This window comes from Rhizobium sp. SJZ105 (assembly GCF_007828365.1).
In the GTDB taxonomy this organism is placed as follows: domain Bacteria; phylum Pseudomonadota; class Alphaproteobacteria; order Rhizobiales; family Rhizobiaceae; genus Agrobacterium; species Agrobacterium tumefaciens.
Genome location: NZ_VIUP01000001.1, coordinates 12953 through 30238 on the forward strand (window position 1 = coordinate 12953; position 17286 = coordinate 30238).

At 58.9% G+C, this 17286-nt stretch carries 17 protein-coding genes; 11 read left to right on the forward strand and 6 right to left on the reverse strand.

The window, feature by feature from the left end; translation table 11 throughout:
- Positions 1-70: 70 nt before the first annotated feature.
- The 4 genes from rpsM to rplQ all read left to right on the forward strand — a co-directional run bounded on the left by rpsM (position 71) and on the right by rplQ (position 2717).
- On the forward strand, positions 71-439 hold the full coding sequence (gene rpsM / locus FB593_RS00125) for a 30S ribosomal protein S13 (protein ID WP_003516122.1): 369 nt from the start codon (positions 71-73) through the stop codon (positions 437-439).
- Between the two features lie 138 nt (positions 440-577).
- On the forward strand, positions 578-967 hold the full coding sequence (gene rpsK, locus FB593_RS00130; RefSeq protein WP_003495225.1) for a 30S ribosomal protein S11: 390 nt from the start codon (positions 578-580) through the stop codon (positions 965-967).
- A 195-nt stretch (positions 968-1162) separates the two neighbouring features.
- Complete coding sequence (locus tag FB593_RS00135) at positions 1163-2173, forward strand: DNA-directed RNA polymerase subunit alpha (RefSeq protein ID WP_003516121.1); 1011 nt, start codon at positions 1163-1165, stop codon at positions 2171-2173.
- A gap of 118 nt (positions 2174-2291) precedes the next feature.
- Positions 2292-2717 carry a 50S ribosomal protein L17 gene (gene rplQ / locus FB593_RS00140; RefSeq protein WP_003495230.1) on the forward strand — a complete coding sequence of 142 codons (426 nt, stop codon included), beginning with the start codon at positions 2292-2294 and terminating at the stop codon, positions 2715-2717.
- Positions 2718-2796: 79 nt separating this feature from the next.
- Here the strand turns inward: rplQ and FB593_RS00145 are convergent, their stop codons facing one another.
- A complete protein-coding gene (locus FB593_RS00145; protein WP_003516119.1) occupies positions 2797-3120 on the reverse strand; it encodes a hypothetical protein in 324 nt (107 codons plus the stop codon).
- A 219-nt stretch (positions 3121-3339) separates the two neighbouring features.
- A complete protein-coding gene (locus FB593_RS00150) occupies positions 3340-4212 on the reverse strand; it encodes a DUF817 domain-containing protein (RefSeq protein WP_025593944.1) in 873 nt (290 codons plus the stop codon).
- Between the two features lie 57 nt (positions 4213-4269).
- Here FB593_RS00150 and FB593_RS00155 point away from each other — a divergent pair, with 57 nt between their 5' ends.
- The gene (locus FB593_RS00155) at positions 4270-4698 is read left to right on the forward strand and encodes a DUF2809 domain-containing protein (protein WP_112292263.1); all 429 of its coding nucleotides are present in this window, start codon (positions 4270-4272) and stop codon (positions 4696-4698) included.
- Here FB593_RS00155 and msrQ read toward each other — a convergent pair.
- A complete protein-coding gene (gene msrQ, locus FB593_RS00160; RefSeq protein WP_080798280.1) occupies positions 4652-5299 on the reverse strand; it encodes a protein-methionine-sulfoxide reductase heme-binding subunit MsrQ in 648 nt (215 codons plus the stop codon). The genes FB593_RS00155 and msrQ overlap by 47 nt on opposite strands.
- A 2-nt stretch (positions 5300-5301) precedes the next feature.
- Positions 5302-6243, reverse strand: a complete 942-nt coding sequence (gene msrP / locus FB593_RS00165) for a protein-methionine-sulfoxide reductase catalytic subunit MsrP (protein WP_112292262.1) — start codon at positions 6241-6243, stop codon at positions 5302-5304.
- A gap of 312 nt (positions 6244-6555) precedes the next feature.
- On the opposite strand from msrP, the gene ilvD reads away from it, so the two are divergent.
- On the forward strand, positions 6556-8391 hold the full coding sequence (gene ilvD, locus FB593_RS00170) for a dihydroxy-acid dehydratase (protein ID WP_112292282.1): 1836 nt from the start codon (positions 6556-6558) through the stop codon (positions 8389-8391).
- A 264-nt stretch (positions 8392-8655) separates the two neighbouring features.
- Positions 8656-9657 (forward strand): serine hydrolase domain-containing protein, encoded by a 1002-nt coding sequence (locus FB593_RS00175; RefSeq protein ID WP_112292261.1) that lies wholly within the window; start codon positions 8656-8658, stop codon positions 9655-9657.
- Positions 9658-9660: 3 nt separating this feature from the next.
- Here FB593_RS00175 and FB593_RS00180 read toward each other — a convergent pair whose 3' ends face one another.
- Positions 9661-10014 carry a lysozyme inhibitor LprI family protein gene (locus FB593_RS00180; protein ID WP_019567060.1) on the reverse strand — a complete coding sequence of 118 codons (354 nt, stop codon included), beginning with the start codon at positions 10012-10014 and terminating at the stop codon, positions 9661-9663.
- Positions 10015-10188: 174 nt separating this feature from the next.
- On the opposite strand from FB593_RS00180, the gene FB593_RS00185 reads away from it, so the two are divergent.
- Together FB593_RS00185 and FB593_RS00190 are read left to right on the forward strand one after the other, a co-directional pair.
- The gene (locus FB593_RS00185) at positions 10189-11595 is read left to right on the forward strand and encodes a DegQ family serine endoprotease (protein ID WP_065702398.1); all 1407 of its coding nucleotides are present in this window, start codon (positions 10189-10191) and stop codon (positions 11593-11595) included.
- Positions 11592-12908, forward strand: a complete 1317-nt coding sequence (locus tag FB593_RS00190) for a replication-associated recombination protein A (RefSeq protein WP_145166235.1) — start codon at positions 11592-11594, stop codon at positions 12906-12908. The genes FB593_RS00185 and FB593_RS00190 overlap by 4 nt, the downstream gene beginning before the upstream one ends.
- An 81-nt stretch (positions 12909-12989) precedes the next feature.
- On the opposite strand, the gene FB593_RS00195 is transcribed toward FB593_RS00190, so the two are convergent.
- Complete coding sequence (locus FB593_RS00195; protein WP_013636426.1) at positions 12990-13304, reverse strand: DUF1883 domain-containing protein; 315 nt, start codon at positions 13302-13304, stop codon at positions 12990-12992.
- Between the two features lie 251 nt (positions 13305-13555).
- Between FB593_RS00195 and FB593_RS00200 the strand changes: the two genes are divergently transcribed.
- A complete protein-coding gene (locus FB593_RS00200) occupies positions 13556-15370 on the forward strand; it encodes a methyl-accepting chemotaxis protein (RefSeq protein WP_112391618.1) in 1815 nt (604 codons plus the stop codon).
- Positions 15371-15674: 304 nt separating this feature from the next.
- Positions 15675-16943, forward strand: coding sequence for an extensin family protein (locus FB593_RS00205; protein WP_112292258.1), 1269 nt, complete (start codon positions 15675-15677; stop codon positions 16941-16943).
- Positions 16944-17286 lie beyond the last annotated feature (343 nt).

The window sequence follows — 17286 nt, forward strand, 5'->3', positions numbered from 1 at the left end:
GGCGGTCGTGTCGGCCGCTCGAATGGAATCACCACTTGCCGGATGGCAACTGGAACCAAGGAGAAAAGACGTGGCACGTATCGCTGGCGTCAACATCCCGACTGCAAAGCGCGTTGTTATTGCGCTGACGTATATTCATGGGATTGGTCCGAAATTCGCGCAGGAAATCATGGACAAGGTCGGTCTTCCGGCTGACAAGCGCGTTCATCAGCTTACGGATGCTGAAGTTCTTCAGATCCGCGAAGCCATCGACCGCGACTATCAGGTCGAAGGCGATCTTCGTCGCGAGACCTCGATGAACATCAAGCGTCTGATGGACCTCGGCTGCTACCGCGGCCTGCGTCACCGTCGTGGCCTTCCGGTCCGCGGTCAGCGCACGCACACCAACGCCCGCACCCGTAAGGGTCCGGCGAAGGCTATCGCTGGTAAGAAGAAGTAATTTTCCGGTTCTCCGGAAAGGAGAGGCTGGTGCGGTCTGCACCAGCCTTTCTGAGTTTGGCGTGAAGCTCGGAAACGGGTCGATCGCCGGTGTAGCCGCTGGTGTTACGGCGGTGAAGAGATCAATGAAAGGTATAAAATGGCCAAGGAAGCCGCACGCGTTCGCCGTCGCGAACGTAAAAATATCACGTCGGGCGTCGCGCATGTCAACTCGACCTTCAACAACACGATGATCACCATCACCGACGCACAGGGCAATGCTATTGCCTGGTCGTCCGCTGGTGCCAAGGGCTTCAAGGGTTCGCGCAAGTCGACCCCGTTTGCTGCCCAGATCGCTGCTGAAGATTGCGCGAAGAAGGCTCAGGAACACGGCATGAAGTCGCTTGAAGTTGAAGTTTGCGGTCCGGGTTCCGGCCGTGAATCGGCACTTCGCGCTCTGCAGGCTGCCGGTTTCATGATCACTTCCATTCGCGACGTGACGCCGATCCCGCACAACGGTTGCCGTCCGCGCAAGAAGCGCCGCGTCTGACGCGACCGTGGTTCGGAAATTCCGCCTTTCCTTCGGTCTGGCGGAATTTTCGTGTATCTGGCGTGTGCGCGTCGATTTCGATCGACGGACTTGCGCTCAAGAACCCACTGATGAACCGCGGAATTAGGTTCCTCTCAGTGTTTTCATGCTCGGTCCGTCACGATTGGATGGTGGCGGCGAACGGAAGGTTTAAAGATGATTCAGAAGAACTGGCAGGAACTTATCAAGCCGAACAAGGTCGAGTTCACCTCGTCCAGCCGCACCAAGGCAACGCTCGTTGCCGAGCCGCTGGAGCGTGGTTTCGGTCTTACTCTCGGCAACGCGCTGCGTCGCGTTCTGTTGTCTTCTCTGCGTGGTGCCGCTGTTACGGCCGTGCAGATCGACGGTGTCCTGCACGAATTCTCCTCCATCCCCGGCGTTCGGGAAGATGTGACGGATATCGTGCTCAACATCAAGGAAATCGCCATCAAGATGGATGGTGACGATTCCAAGCGCATGGTCGTGCGCAAGCAGGGTCCGGGTTCGGTAACCGCTGGTGACATCCAGACGGTTGGCGACATCGAGATCCTGAACCCCGACCACGTGATCTGCACGCTGGACGAAGGCGCTGAAATCCGCATGGAATTCACCGTCAACAACGGCAAGGGTTACGTACCGGCTGAGCGCAACCGCGCGGAAGATGCCCCGATTGGCCTCATTCCGGTGGACAGCCTGTATTCTCCGGTCAAGAAAGTGTCCTACAAGGTGGAAAACACCCGTGAAGGTCAGGTTCTCGACTATGACAAGCTGATCATGACGATCGAGACCAACGGTTCGGTTTCCGGCGAAGACGCCGTTGCCTTCGCCGCTCGCATTCTTCAGGACCAGCTCGGCGTCTTCGTCAACTTCGACGAGCCGCAGAAGGAAGCAGAAGAAGAATCGGTTACCGAACTCGCGTTCAACCCGGCGCTTCTCAAGAAGGTCGACGAGCTGGAACTGTCCGTTCGTTCGGCAAACTGCCTGAAGAACGACAACATCGTCTATATCGGCGACCTGATCCAGAAGACCGAAGCCGAAATGCTTCGCACGCCGAATTTTGGTCGCAAGTCGCTGAACGAAATCAAGGAAGTTCTCGCTTCCATGGGTCTGCACCTCGGTATGGAAGTACCGGCATGGCCGCCTGAGAACATCGAAGATCTCGCCAAGCGTTACGAAGACCAATACTAACAAACAAGAAGGCAGACCTTAAAGACTGCCTTTCCCCGTCAAACAGCAGATAAGTCATCTGCATGTGCCAGGAAACGGCAGGCCTTAGAGAAGGCACCTGCGTAGAAGGAGAATAGCAATGCGCCACGGTAATTCAGGCCGCAAGCTCAATAGAACCGCCAGCCACCGCAAGGCAATGTTTGCCAACATGGCTGCTTCGCTCATCACCCATGAGCAGATCGTCACCACCCTTCCTAAGGCGAAGGAAATCCGTCCGATCGTCGAGCGTCTCGTGACGCTTGGCAAGCGCGGCGACCTGCACGCTCGTCGTCAGGCGATCTCGCAGATCAAGGATCAGGACGCTGTTCGCAAGCTGTTCGACGCAATCGCTTCGCGTTACGCAACCCGCAACGGCGGCTACCTGCGCATCATGAAGGCTGGCTTCCGCCAGGGCGACAACGCGGCTCTGGCCGTTGTTGAATTCGTCGAGCGTGACGTTGACGCCAAGGGCGCAGCCGACAAGGCTCGCGTTGCTGCGGAAGCTGCTGCTGCCGAAGCTGCGTAAGGTCTGACGCCGTTCAGGCGTCGTGAATTAAAAAGCCGGGTGAGAAATCACCCGGCTTTTTTATTTTCCAAAAGAATAGTCATGAACGACGCAGATAGTAACCGTCAGTGCCGTCGTCACCTTCGATCAACTCGACGGTCCGGTTGAGAAGCCATCTAATTCCCTTACCTTCGGCACCAAATTCAGCATTGGATGTGTTCCAAAGATCTCCAATCAAGCTATCTGAAACATCAGAGCGCAACAGCGATGCAAGGAATGTATTGAGCTCATTTCGCTCCTTTTTAGTTAAGTGATACAAACCTAGAAGTAAGACGCCATCCAAGCTTTCGAACATTTCGAAGTCTTGGATCATATAGCCTGTAAATTTCAGGAATACGGGCGCGGGTGTAATGGTCTTTTTCACAATATCGGCGTTCCGATGGTAAGCTGTATCAACATAGAAGCCATTAGGGCGGCTGGCGTCGTGAACAATAAATACGCCAACTTCGGTATTTTCGCTTGTCTTGTATATCGCCCGGTAGATTTTTTGGCAGGATTTACTTAATGATATCTAAGTTATTGCTCTCTATCGGCTCGATGTCCTGCAATCGTCGTTTTTAACGATGCTTGGAAAGCGCTCGCTTCACTCCGGAACGTGGATGCGGGCCTTGATGTGCTTGAGTTGCGCGACAATCGTAAACGTCATGATGACCAGCAGCGACCACGAACTCCACTTGCCGATATGCACCACGGACCAGGCGCCGATCTGATCGGGATATTTCCAGATACCGAAGAATGTGGAGATGTTTTCCGCCAGCCAGACGAAAAACCCTATCAGGACGAAGGAGAGAAGCAGCGGCATCTTTCGATCCCGATCATAGGGACGGTAGACCACTGTTGCGCGGGAATAGAGGCCGATGGCGCAGGCGGCGATGTACCAGCGGTAGTCACCGATAAAGTGGTGGGTGAAGAAGTTGGCGTAGATGGCGATGCCGATCAGCGTTGCCATCCAATAGGTGGGATAATTGCGAATGCGCACATCCAGCAGGCGCCACGCCTGGATGATGTAGCTGCCGACGGCGGCGTACATGAAGCCGGAAAAGAGCGGCACGCCGAGGACCTTGCTATAGGCGAAGTCGGGGTAGGACCAGGACTGGATAGCGCTTGACGTCTTGAACACCTCAAGCGCGAAGCCGACGATATGGAACAGCAGGATGGCCTTGGCCTCGTCAAGCGTTTCCAGCCTGCTCCAGATCATGAAGAACTGGATGCCGAGCGCGACGATCAGCAGCACGTCATAACGCGGAATGCCAAATACCCCACCATGCGGCACCACGAAGATGGAAATGAAGAACAATCCCGCAAACAGGCAGGCACGGGCTTCCTTGATGCCGAAATAGAGAAATTCGATGACAAAGCGCCTGATGCCCTTGAGTTCGCCCCAAGGATAGGTATCGCACAGAAGATTGTCCAAAACCGAGAGGCGGGTTGCGGCTGGGCCTGTTGCTGTGCTCATGTTCGCGCCTCGATTTGTATCCGTTAAATTTTCATACGAAAACCGGAAGGAACTCGCATGGGTCCGTCACGCCTTTCCCCGCCTTATTTTGCCCGCATCCGGCTTTTGGCGGCGGCCATGATGGTGATCATTGGCGGTCTTTGCTTGCGGGCGTTCGGCTACGAGGTGGGATTGCCGTTCGTGGCGGTAAAATATGGCGGATCCGTGCTCTGGGGGGCGATGGTCTATCTGCTGCTGGCGGCCATCCTTCCGTCCCGCTGGTACGGTTACGAGGTTCACATCGCCGTCATCGCCGTCGTCGTCGTGGAATTGATTCGGCTCGTTCATTTCCCGGCGCTGGATGCGTTTCGCGCAACGGCGGCCGGAGCTTTGCTGCTCGGCCGCGTTTTCTCGGTGTGGAATATCGTCTGTTATGTCGGCGGGATCGCGGTGGCGTCCTTTACGTCCGGACGGGGCTTGCGCGCCTTGCCCTCTTCGCCGCCATGATCGAGGGCCGCACCAGCCGATACCCGAGCAACACCACCATCGTACTGATATAAAACACCGGCTCGAGCGTGATCGATTTTCGCGCCAACACGAAATGCAGTACGCCGACGATGAGCACGAGATAGACGAGCTTGTGCAGCGTGTTCCAGCGGCTGCCGAGCTTGCGGATCGACCAGCGGTTGGAGGTGAGCGCGAGCGGCAGCAGCATGACGAGCCCCGCCATGCCGAACATGATATAGGGCCGCTTGAGAATATCAGCGGCGATGGAGCTGAAGACCAGGCCGCGGTCCAGAACCAGATAGACGCTGAAATGTGCCAGCACGTAATAGAAGGCGATCAGTCCCAGCGCCCGGCGATAGGCGATGAGGTTGACGTTGAAGAGATCGCGCAGCGGCGTCACCAGCAAGCCGAGGCACAGAAAACGCAGCGCCCAGATGCCGAGCAGGTGCTCGAAATCCTTGACTGGGTTGAAGCCGAGGCCGCCGGTTGCGGCGAGGTAAAAATACCAGAGGCCGGGACAGAGGCCGATGACATAAAGCGACCAGATGGCTGCCGGCTGGTAACGCTTCGGCAGTGAGGGAAGCGAAAAGGCGAGGGCCATGATCAGTAATTCGCCTTTAGATCGAGGCCGGTATAGAGGCTTGCCACCTCGTCATAGCCGTTGAACATCAGGGTAGGGCGGTTCTGGGTGCCGAAAAAGCCGCCTTCGCCGATGCGCTGTTCCGTTGCCTGGCTCCAGCGCGGATGGTCCACATGCGGATTGACGTTGGAATAGAAGCCGTATTCGCGGGCGTTGGAGTTTTTCCACGTCGTTTCCGGCTGTTTCTCGACAAGCGAAATACGGACGATGGATTTGATGCCCTTGAAGCCGTATTTCCAGGGAACGACGAGGCGAATGGGCGCGCCATTCTGGTTCGGCAGGGTTTCGCCGTATAGTCCGACGGCAAGAATGGTCAGAGGCTGGCGGGCCTCATCTAGGCGCAGACCCTCGACATAGGGCCAGGACAGAGGCTGGAACAGGCCGCTCTGGCCCGGCATTTCCTCCGGCCGCACCACGGTTTCGAAGGACACGTATTTCGCGCTGCCGAGTGGCTCCACCTTGTCGAGAAGTGCGGCGAGAGGGAAACCGATCCACGGAATGACCATCGACCAGCCCTCGACGCAGCGCATGCGATAGGTGCGCTCCTCTAGCTGATATTTCATCAGCTCTTCGATGCCGAATTCCTGCGGTTTGGAGACAAGGCCATCCACTTTTACCGTCCAGGGGGTGGGCTTGAACTTGCCGGAATTTTCCTTCGGGTCGGATTTGCCCACTCCGAACTCATAGAAATTATTGTAGCTGGTGACGGCATCGAGCGGGGTGAGCTTCTCATCCAGCTTGTAGGCGCCTGCTTTGGCAGCAAGCGGAGTGGCGACAGCCTCGCGGCCGGAAAGCCCGATTGCCGCAAGCCCCGCCGCGGTGCCCAGGAAGCCGCGTCTCGAGAGGTAGATATTCTTCGGCGTGATTTCTCGTGCCGGGATGAGGGGCGGACGATAGGCGGGCATTTCAACCTCCACAAAAGCCGGGTGCATCGGCGATAAATCGATTATGATAGGCTATACGGCCGCTGCACAGATATGTTTCAGCACTCTGCGCAAAAACAGCGGCCGGGCGGCAAAAATCGCGCATTTGTGATGACAGGCCGCGAGAATTGCAACATTCAAACCGGGCGTACCGTACCGAACCGTACTGTTTTGCCCGAAGGTGACAGTGACAGGGCTTACGGTTTGCGCTAGAAAAACCGCAAAATAGGGCGAGGGCATTTTGACCGCGGTGCGGGAATGCGCTCTTCTGCCCAAGAGATCGAGGAAAACACCATGCCAGTCTATCGCTCCAGAACGACAACCCACGGCCGCAACATGGCGGGCGCGCGCGGCCTATGGCGCGCCACCGGCATGAAGGACAGCGATTTCGGCAAGCCCATCATCGCGGTGGTCAATTCCTTCACGCAGTTTGTGCCGGGCCATGTGCATCTGAAGGATCTCGGCCAGCTCGTTGCGCGTGAAATCGAAGCGGCCGGTGGCGTTGCCAAGGAATTCAACACCATCGCTGTTGATGACGGCATCGCCATGGGCCATGACGGCATGCTTTATTCTCTGCCGTCGCGCGAAATCATCGCTGACTCGGTCGAATACATGGTCAATGCCCATTGCGCCGACGCGATGGTGTGCATCTCCAACTGCGACAAGATCACCCCCGGCATGCTGAATGCGGCGATGCGCCTCAACATTCCCGCCGTATTCGTTTCCGGTGGTCCGATGGAAGCGGGCAAGGTCGTTCTGCATGGCAAGACGGTCGCGCTCGATCTGGTTGACGCCATGGTCGCAGCTGCCGATGACAAGATTTCCGATGAGGACGTCAAGATCATCGAGCGTTCCGCTTGCCCGACCTGCGGTTCTTGTTCCGGTATGTTCACTGCCAATTCCATGAACTGTCTGACCGAGGCGCTAGGCCTGTCATTGCCCGGCAATGGTTCGACGCTTGCCACCCATTCGGACCGCAAACGCCTGTTCGTCGAGGCCGGTCACCTGATCGTCGATCTGGCGCGCCGTTATTACGAGCAGGACGACGAGACCGTTCTGCCGCGCACCATTGCCAACAAGGCTGCGTTTGAAAACGCCATGTCGCTGGATATCGCCATGGGCGGTTCCACCAACACGGTGCTGCATATTCTTGCGGCAGCGCATGAGGGCGGTGTCGATTTCGGCATGGAAGACATCGACCGTCTTTCCCGCATGGTTCCCTGCCTTTCCAAGGTCGCGCCTGCCAAGCAGGACGTGCACATGGAAGACGTTCACCGCGCCGGCGGCATCATGCGCATTCTCGGTGAGCTGGATCGCGGCGGTCTCCTCAATCGCGATACCTACACGGTGCACGAGGCGACGCTGGGCGACGCCATCGACCGTTGGGACATCACCCGCACCAACAGCGAAACCGTGCGGCAGTTCTTCAAGGCTGCCCCTGGCGGCGTGCCGACGCAGGTGGCCTTCAGCCAGTCGTCGCGCTGGGACGATCTGGATACGGACGGTGAAAACGGCGTTATCCGCTCGGTTGAAAAGCCTTTCTCCAAGGATGGCGGTCTGGCCGTGCTTTATGGCAACATCGCTCTTGATGGCTGCATCGTGAAGACGGCGGGTGTCGACGAATCCATCCTGAAATTCAGCGGTCCGGCGGTTGTTTACGAAAGCCAGGACGCGGCGGTGAAGGGCATTCTTTCCAACGAGGTCAAGGCAGGTGATGTCGTCGTCATTCGTTACGAAGGACCGAAGGGCGGCCCCGGAATGCAGGAAATGCTCTATCCGACCAGCTATCTCAAGTCCAAGGGCCTCGGCAAAGCCTGCGCGCTGATCACCGACGGACGTTTTTCGGGCGGCACATCCGGCCTGTCCATCGGCCATGCCTCGCCGGAAGCGGCGCAGGGCGGTGCTATCGGCCTCGTGCGTCAGGGCGACTTGATCGAGATCGATATTCCCAACCGCACGATCAACCTCAAAGTTACGGATGCGGAACTGGCAGCCCGCCGCGCCGAGCAGGATCAGCTCGGCTGGAAGCCTGCGGAGTTCCGCAAGCGCAACGTCACGACAGCGCTGAAGGCCTATGCGGCTTTTGCGTCCAGTGCCGACAAGGGTGCTGTTCGGATTTTGCCGGAGTAATCTGGCGGGCAGGGTCCTACATTGCAGGCAGCCTGAGCCGCTCTTCTGAGCGGCTTTTTCTTGTTCTGACCCAGATTACGCGCGTCGTTAAGAAACAGATTCAATTGCCTCAGAGCTTGATTCTCCAAGCTCGCGCAACACGCTGTTTCTGCACCGCAAATTCTAAACCATCCGGCCGTCCACCCTCCATGCCAGCAGTCACATTGGAGTGATGTTCCGTCACTTGCCCTTTTCCAACGCGCCGCGATGCCTAACTTCAGCACCATGAAAAGACGAACCGCACTCGGCCTTATCGCATCCCTGCCTTTCGCCCGCCTTGCCCACGGGCAAACACCCGGCAATGGCGCCCGCTTCAGTCCATTGCTCAACGAGGCGGATGGGCTTTCGAGCCTGAAAGCCGTCATCGTCAGTATTGACGGCCAGGAGGTGGCCAGCCGTGCCTATCACGGCGCCAGCCTTATGGGTTCCACCAACATCAAGTCGGCCTCGAAATCCGTGATTTCCGCGCTGGTCGGCATGGCGATCGACCGCAAGATATTGGCCGGGGCGGATCAGCCGATTGCCACGATCCTGCGCAGCGATTTTCCGCCGAACCCCGATGCGCGTCTGGAAAGGGTAACCATCGGCAACCTGCTTTCCATGCAATCCGGTCTGGAACGAATGTCCGGCCCGAACTACGGCCGCTGGGTCGCCAGCCGCAACTGGGTGCGAATGGCGCTGGGGTCGGGTTTTGCCGGAGAGCCGGGCGGTGGCATGCTTTACTCCACCGGTTCCACGCATCTGCTTTCGGCGATTTTGACCAAGGCATCCGGCCGTTCGACGCTGTCGCTGGCGCGCGACTGGTTCCGGCCGCTGGAGGGCTTCTCAATCGGCGGCTGGGAGCGCGACCCGCAGGGCATCTATCTCGGCGGCAACCAGATGGCGATGACGGCGCGGTCGCTGCTGGCTTTCGGCGAGCTTTACCGGCTGGGCGGGGTAACGCCAGGCGGCGAGCGTTTGATTTCGCAGAGCTGGATCGATCAATCCTGGCAACAACGCACCAATTCCGTCTTCAACGGCGATGGTTACGGCTATTGCTGGTTCATCAAGGAGATGGCGGGCGAGACGGTTTATTATGCCTGGGGCTATGGCGGGCAGATGCTCTATATCGTCCCCGCCAAACGGCTTTCGGTGGTTATGACGTCCCGTGAGGATGCGCCTTCGGCGAGAACCGGTTATCGCGACCAATTGCATGGGCTGATGGAGAATATCATTCGCGTTGCGTGAAAATCAGAGCGGTCTGTTTATGCTCTGGAAAGCTTCCCCGAGCCGCTTCATGCGCTCCTCATAGGCACTTGTAATGCAGGCGACATCCGCATTGCATTCCTGGCGCTTTTTCAACCATTGGCTCTGTTCTTCGCGCAAGGTATCGCGTGCGCCCATCGCCATGAGTTGTGTCAGGATGTCGAAGGTGGTGACCATCTTCACGTCCTGATCGTTGAGGGCTCGGTTGTCGCAGATCGCCTTTTCATCCGCGGCCAGATCCGGCTTCGTGCAATCGAAGCTGGCGGCGTTGGCGGGCGAACCCAGTGAAGCGCAGGCGAGGAGGATGCCGGAGGCAAGGATTGTCTGTTTCATGTGCATGGGTCGTCTCATTTTGAGGACAGGCTCGTGTGGGTGAAACCGAAATGGGGTGCTGTTGGTTCCACCTGCACAAGCCGGTCATCGCATGAAAAAGATCGGCCATCATCTTGCCGCGCTTTGCTTTATAGGCTTTCGCGTTATAACTCCATCATACTGATGAGGATGAGGAATCACATGCAGAGCGTGCTGAAGTATCTGTCCACCGGCTTTCTTGCGGCGCTGCTTCTCGTTCCGGTCGGAGCGCAGGCGCAGGACAACAAGACCGTGCCCGCAAGCCACATGGAAATGCAGCTTTCCTTCGCGCCGCTGGTCAAGCGTACCGCGGGCGCTGTGGTGAATGTCTATGCCGAACGCATCGTGCAGCGGCGCTCGTCGCCCTTTGCCGGCGACCCGTTCTTCGAACAGTTCTTCGGCCAGCAGATGCCGAACCGCACGGAGAAACAGTCCTCGCTCGGATCGGGTGTGATCGTGACGGCCGGCGGCCTCGTGGTGACCAACAATCACGTCATCGATGGCGCCGACGACATCAAAGTGGCGCTGGCGGATGGGCGTGAATTCTCCTCCAAGGTGCTGCTGAAGGACGACCGGGTCGATCTTGCCATTCTGCAGATCGACGCGAAGGAACAGTTTCCGGTGCTTTCGCTTGGCAATTCGGATGCCATTGAAGTCGGCGATCTCGTGCTTGCCATCGGCAACCCCTTCGGTGTCGGCCAGACGGTAACAAGCGGCATCGTCTCGGGGCTGGCGCGCAACCAGGTGACGCAGGGCGATTTCGGCTTCTTCATCCAGACCGACGCCTCCATCAACCCCGGCAATTCCGGCGGTGCGCTGATGAACATGGCGGGTGAGTTGATCGGCATCAATACTGCCATCTTCTCCAAGGGCGGCGGGTCGAACGGCATCGGTTTTGCCATTCCCGCCAATCTCGTCCGCGTTTTCGTTGCCGCCGCCGAGCGTGGCGACGCCAACTTCCAGCGGCCCTATATCGGCGCGACCTTCGATCCTGTCACCTCCGATGTCGCCGAGGCGCTTGGCCTGCACCGCGCGCGCGGTGCGCTCGTCGTCAGCGTCGTCAAGGGCGGCCCGGCGGAGAAGGCCGGCATCGAGCCGGGCCAAGTCGTAACGGCGGTCAACGGTTTGGAGGTGGAGCATCCCGATGCACTCGGTTATCGCCTCACGACTGCTGGCATCGGCAAGTCTGCCGAATTGACGCTGGTGGAGAAGGGTAAAGAGAAGAAGGTGACCATTGCGCTCGACACGGCGCCGGAAACCGCGCCGCGTGACGAACGGCTGCTGGAGGGACGCAATCCCTTGGCGGGCGCGACTGTCGCCAATCTCTCGCCGAAGCTTGCGGATGAACTGCGCATGCCTTCGCAGGTGACCGGCGTCGTCGTCACCGATGTGAAGCGCGGTTCGCCGGCCTATCGGGTCGGTTTCCAGCCGAAGGACGTCATCCTGTCGCTGAACGGCTCGGATATCGGCTCCACGGCTGCGGTCGAAAAGGCGCTGGATGACAATCCCGGCTTCTGGCGGGTGGAAATCCTGCGTGACGGTCAACGCATCCGGCAGTTCCTGCGATGAGCGATGACCTCTTTGCCCCACAGGTGCCTGTCGAGGTCGCCAACCGGCGGCCTCTTGCCGACCGCCTGCGTCCGAAGACGCTGACGGAGGTGACCGGGCAGCCGCATCTGACGGGTGAAGAGGGCGTGCTGCGCCGTATGATCGATAGCGGCTCACTCGGATCGATGATCTTCTGGGGACCGCCCGGTACCGGCAAGACGACGGTCGCGCGTCTGCTTTCGGGCGAGGCCGGGCTGGCTTTCGAGCAGATTTCGGCGATTTTTTCCGGTGTTGCCGATCTCAAGAAGGTTTTCGAGGCAGCACGCACACGCCGGATGAACGGCCGGCAGACGCTGCTTTTTGTTGACGAGATCCATCGTTTCAACCGTGCCCAGCAGGACAGCTTCCTGCCGGTCATGGAAGACGGCACCATTATTCTTGTGGGTGCAACCACCGAAAACCCGTCCTTTGAACTGAATGCCGCTCTTTTGTCGCGGGCGCGTGTCCTCACGTTCGGTTCCCATGACGAGGAGAGTCTGGGCGAGCTTTTGAAGCGCGCCGAAGAGGCGGAGGGCAAGCCTCTGCCGCTGACCGAGGAGGGGCGTGTCAGCCTGATCCGGATGGCCGATGGCGATGGCCGCGCCGTGCTGACGCTTGCCGAAGAGGTCTGGCGTGCGGCGCGCAAGGACGAGACTTTCGATACCGAAGGGCTGACGCGCATCGTGCAGCGGCGCGCGCCGGTTTACGACAAGGGACAGGACGGCCACTACAATCTGATTTCCGCGCTGCATAAATCGGTGCGCGGTTCGGACCCGGATGCGGCGCTTTATTATCTCTGCCGCATGTTCGATGCCGGCGAAGACCCGCTCTTTATCGGGAGGCGGCTGGTGCGCATGGCGGTGGAGGATATCGGCCTTGCCGATCCGCAGGCGCTTGCCGTCTGCAATGCCGCCAAGGACGCCTATGATTATCTGGGATCACCGGAAGGCGAACTGGCGCTGGCGCAGGCCTGCGTCTATCTCGCCACCGCGCCGAAATCGAATGCCGTTTATACAGCCTTCAAATCGGCGATGCGGGCGGCCAAGGAAAACGGCTCGCTGGTGCCACCAAAACATATTCTGAACGCGCCCACAAAGCTGATGAAGGGCGAGGGTTACGGTGACGGTTACCGTTACGACCATGACGAGCCGGATGCCTTTTCGGGACAGGACTATTTTCCGGAAAAAATGGGTCGCAAGACGTTTTACGATCCGCCCGACAGGGGTTTCGAGCGGGACATCCGCAAGCGTCTCGACTGGTGGGCGAAGCTGCGCCGCGAGCGCGGTTCGCGTTAAAAAGCTTTCTTCACAAAAAGAATCAGGCGCTTGCCAAAGTGAGTCGTAAAACCGCGCCATCCAACTGTTTCCAAAGGGAAATCAGGATGCCTTCCGGTGTTGTATGACCTGCGACGGCGCAGGCAGCATCTTGACCGAGGATTCCGCCAGACCGCTATGCCCTTCCGCATCGATCACCAGATGCCAGTGCAAGGTCTCGGGAATGCTGATGCGGATCGGCGATTTTTTCGCGACGCCGCCGAGATATTTGAAATCGAGCAATTCTGTGAAACGCTGGAAATTTGCGCCTGTCATCAGCCGTACATTGTTGACGGCCGACAGGGACACCTCAATGGTCGTCCCAGCCCGCAATTCCTTCAGGTCATAGTGTGTAAAGCGGAAATTCGGCCGTGACATTGCGCGTCTCCCTGTACCTGTATTTTGGCAAAAGAGGATAGGACGTCAGGGTTAACGAGCTCTTTAAAACGGCAGCACCCTGTAGAATTTCGGGTCGCTGCGCCGGCTTTTAAGGGCCGTGGAGAGTATTGGCGGGTTGGGAGGAGGAGGTCTGGAATAATACTAACGTATAATAAGCGTATTCAGTTATAATAAATTTTTTAACTCTAACATACGCTGGTCGAAGTGCCGTCAGCGGCGTTGGGGGGAATATGAAAAACGTCACGATATCTATGCGCCTTTATGCGCTCGTTGCATTGTTTCTGGCAATATTGACTGCGGCACTTACATTCAGCCTGTTCGAGACCTTTCATGAGATGGAACGCGAGCGTAAAGCGGGGCTCGCATCCATGAACGAAACGGCTGTCGCCATTCTTGAGCAATATTACCGGCTGGAGCAGGGTGGCACCCTGACGCGTGAGGCTGCGCAGCAACAAGCCAAGACCACGATTGCGGCGATGCGCTATGGCAACGGCAGCGGCTATTTTTGGATCAACGACATGCATCCCAAGATGGTGATGCATCCGATCAAGCCCGAGATGAACGGCAGCGATCTCACTGCCAACAAGGATCCGAACGGCAAGGCGCTGTTCGTCGAATTCGTCAATACGGTGAAGGCGGGCGGCCAGGGCTTTGTCGATTATTATTGGCCCAAGCCCGGCGCGCCGGACCCAGTCGAGAAATTTTCCCATGTCGCCGGTTTCGCGCCCTGGGGATGGATTGTCGGCACTGGCGTCTATGTCGACGATCTTGAGGCGGTTTTCTGGAGCAATGCCTATTTCAACATCGCAGTGTGTGTTCTGTCCGGCGTTCTGGTGATCGGCGTGGCTGCAGCCGTCGTGCGCAGCGTGACACGGCCTATCGATCGCATCCGGCAGAGTATGAAGCGGATCGCTGATGGTGACGGCGAGGCGGAAATTGAATTCGCCGACCGTCGCAACGAAATCGGCGCCATTGCCAAGACGTTGCTGGTGCTGCGTGACAGCGTCAACGAGCGCAGCGCCTTGCAGGCCCGCGAGGCGGGGCAGCAGCGGGCGCTGGAGGAGGCGCGGCATGGCAACGAGATGGCGTTGCGCTCCGCATCCGAGCGTCAGGCTCACGCCATGAACGAGCTCGGCAGTTCGCTGGAAGCACTCGCCAATGGCGATCTGACCGTCGAGCTTGCCGATATCGGCGGCGAATATGAAAAGCTGCGCATGGATTTCAACCGCGCCGTCGGCGCGCTGCATGGGGCGATCGAGGCGATCGCCAGAACCGGCCATGTCGTCAACGATAGCGCATCTGATATCAGCGGTGCGACCGGCAATCTTTCGCGCCGGACAGAGCAGCAGGCAGCGGCGCTGGAGGAGACGGCGGCGGCTCTTGACGAAATCACCGCGACGGTGCGCACCGCTTCCGAACGGGCGAACGAGGCCCGACAAATGGTGCAGGATACAAAAACGAGCGCAGGCCGCTCGGGCGAGATCGTGCGCAATGCCGTCGATGCGATGGGCCGTATTGAGGAATCTTCGCGGCGCATCGGACAGATCATTTCCGTCATCGACGAAATCGCGTTCCAGACCAACCTTCTGGCGCTGAATGCCGGTGTCGAGGCCGCAAGGGCAGGCGAAGCGGGACGCGGTTTTGCCGTGGTGGCGCAGGAGGTTCGCGAACTCGCGCAACGCTCTGCCAATGCCGCCAAGGAGATCAAGACCCTTATCAATCGTTCCGCGGAAGAGGTCGGCGGCGGTGTCGCACTCGTTCGCTCCACGGGCGATGCGCTGGATGAGATCGTGACGCTGGTCAACCGGGTCGACGGCCATGTCAATTCCATCGCCACGGCGGCACGCGAACAGGCCACCGGCCTGCAGGAGATCAACACCTCCGTCAACCACATGGACCAGATGACCCAGCAGAACGCCGCCATGGTGGAAGAGACGACGGCGGCCAGCCAGACGCTGGCCGAAGAAAGCCGGCAGCTCCGCGCGCTGCTGTCCCGTTTCGAACTCGGGCATGGGGCAGGGCGCGAGGTTTCGCGGGCGGCTTGATTTTTATCCGCTTGAGATAGTTTACAGGGCGCGGCTTTGGCTGCGCCCTTTCTGTTTCGAGGAAGTGCGACAAGCTCTCCTCCGTCGTGCCGGACCCGTGGTGTGTCTGCATCGTGAGAGGCGTTGGTTTGCAGAGCTTTGCTCACACCTTTGGTATGATTTCGGTCGAGGCTTCCGCATTTCCCGCTTCACGGAACAGGCCGGTTCGTTATTTCCCCCGACCAATAAGGATTCGTTTACCCCGTTTCTTTAAAATTTACCTGTATTGCCGCGGGTAGCGGCCGCTGAAGGTACAGGTTCTCGTATGGCGTATGTTTCCCTTCCGCGTCGTCTTGTGACGTTGTTGATGATTTCCACGGTCATGGTGTCGTGTTCGGCGGAGGGCCTTGTGCCGCCGGCCGAGGTTGACGGCACGACACGTGTCGGCGCCATCCGGTCGTCGCGGCAGCAAGGCTACAGCGCGCCGCCGGGTGCGGTCTATCAGGCCGAGAGGACCGGGCAGGCCACCAATTATCCCGCAGCCGTGTCGCAACCGATGCCGGAGCCTTATGCATCGCAGGATCCCCTGCTGCAATCGCCACAGGGCGGCCAGGGCTATTCCACGCTGGATGGCCAGCATCAGGCGCGGATGGCCGCGAACGGCCAAAGCATGGCCTCCCCAGCCATGCCTAACCAGCAGAGCGCCGCAAATCAGATCGCCGAAGGCGAGGGCGGGGTGAACATGGATTCCATGCTGGGCGTGGAGCCGGTTCGCGGACTTGCGGAAGAGCAGGACGCCGATATTGCCGAAGGCGCTTCCGCCCAGCCGGTGGTGGACGGCATCGGCACCGACAATCCGGTTGCCGTTTCTCCGGCTCGCCGGCAACAAAGTGCGGGTCAGTCGCGGTTGATACCGCCACCGCCGCCGGGGTCTTCTTCCCGCCGCCAGCCGGTGGAGGAGGTCGCCATGCTGATGCCCAATGATCCGATGGCCCGCGACGGACTGCAAAGCAACCGCTCGGCCATGCCGCCCGGCGTCATGCCATCTTCGGAAGTGGCCTGTCGCTCCGAGCTGCGCCGTCTCGGCGTCGCCTTCCGCGATGTTGCGCGCATTGCAGATGGACCGACCTGCGGTATCGACTATCCGATCGAACTCAGCGGGCTTGCCAGCGGCGTTGCCATCCGCCCGGCAGTGAAGCTCAATTGCCAGGTCACGCTTGCCTTCGCCAAATGGGTAAAGTTCGAACTCGTGCCGTCCTCCCGCTTCCGTTACCTCTCAGGCGTCGGACGCATCACGCCCATGGGCGGTTATTCCTGCCGCAAGATGAATTCGCGCTCCAGCAATCCGTGGTCCGAACATGCGCGTGGCAACGCCATCGATATCGGCACCATAACGCTGAACAACGGCAAGGAGATTGACGTTCGCAGCAAGAACTTCTTCGCCTTCCGGGAAAAGGCGCTGCTGAAGGCAGTGAGGTCCGATAGCTGCAAATATTTCTCCACGGTTCTCGGGCCAGGCAGCGATCCCAACCACTGGAACCATTTCCACTTCGACCTGCGCACCCGCAAGTCCGGTTACAGGCATTGCGATTAGGGGGCGACGAGACGACACCGTGGTGCATGACGAGAGGCGTGAGGCATTAGTTGTGGTGCGTCATATCGACCCGTAACTTCCCGTCCGTCCCGGTGCTACCCGGAATGACGGAGTGGGGGATGTGGCCACTTTACAATTTGGGCCTGTTGGGTTTGGTGCTAGCCGCCCAAAAAAAGACCGGCCCTAAGGCCGGTTGAAGAAGACTGCCTAAATCGGGGGATATCGGCGTCTTTGCAAGGGCATGCAATGGGAAGAAATCCCATAAAACGGTCCATCCGGTGCGGATATCCGGCAAAAAACATCGCGCCGTACTGACCTGCGGCCAACATGGCTTGCCGCCCTT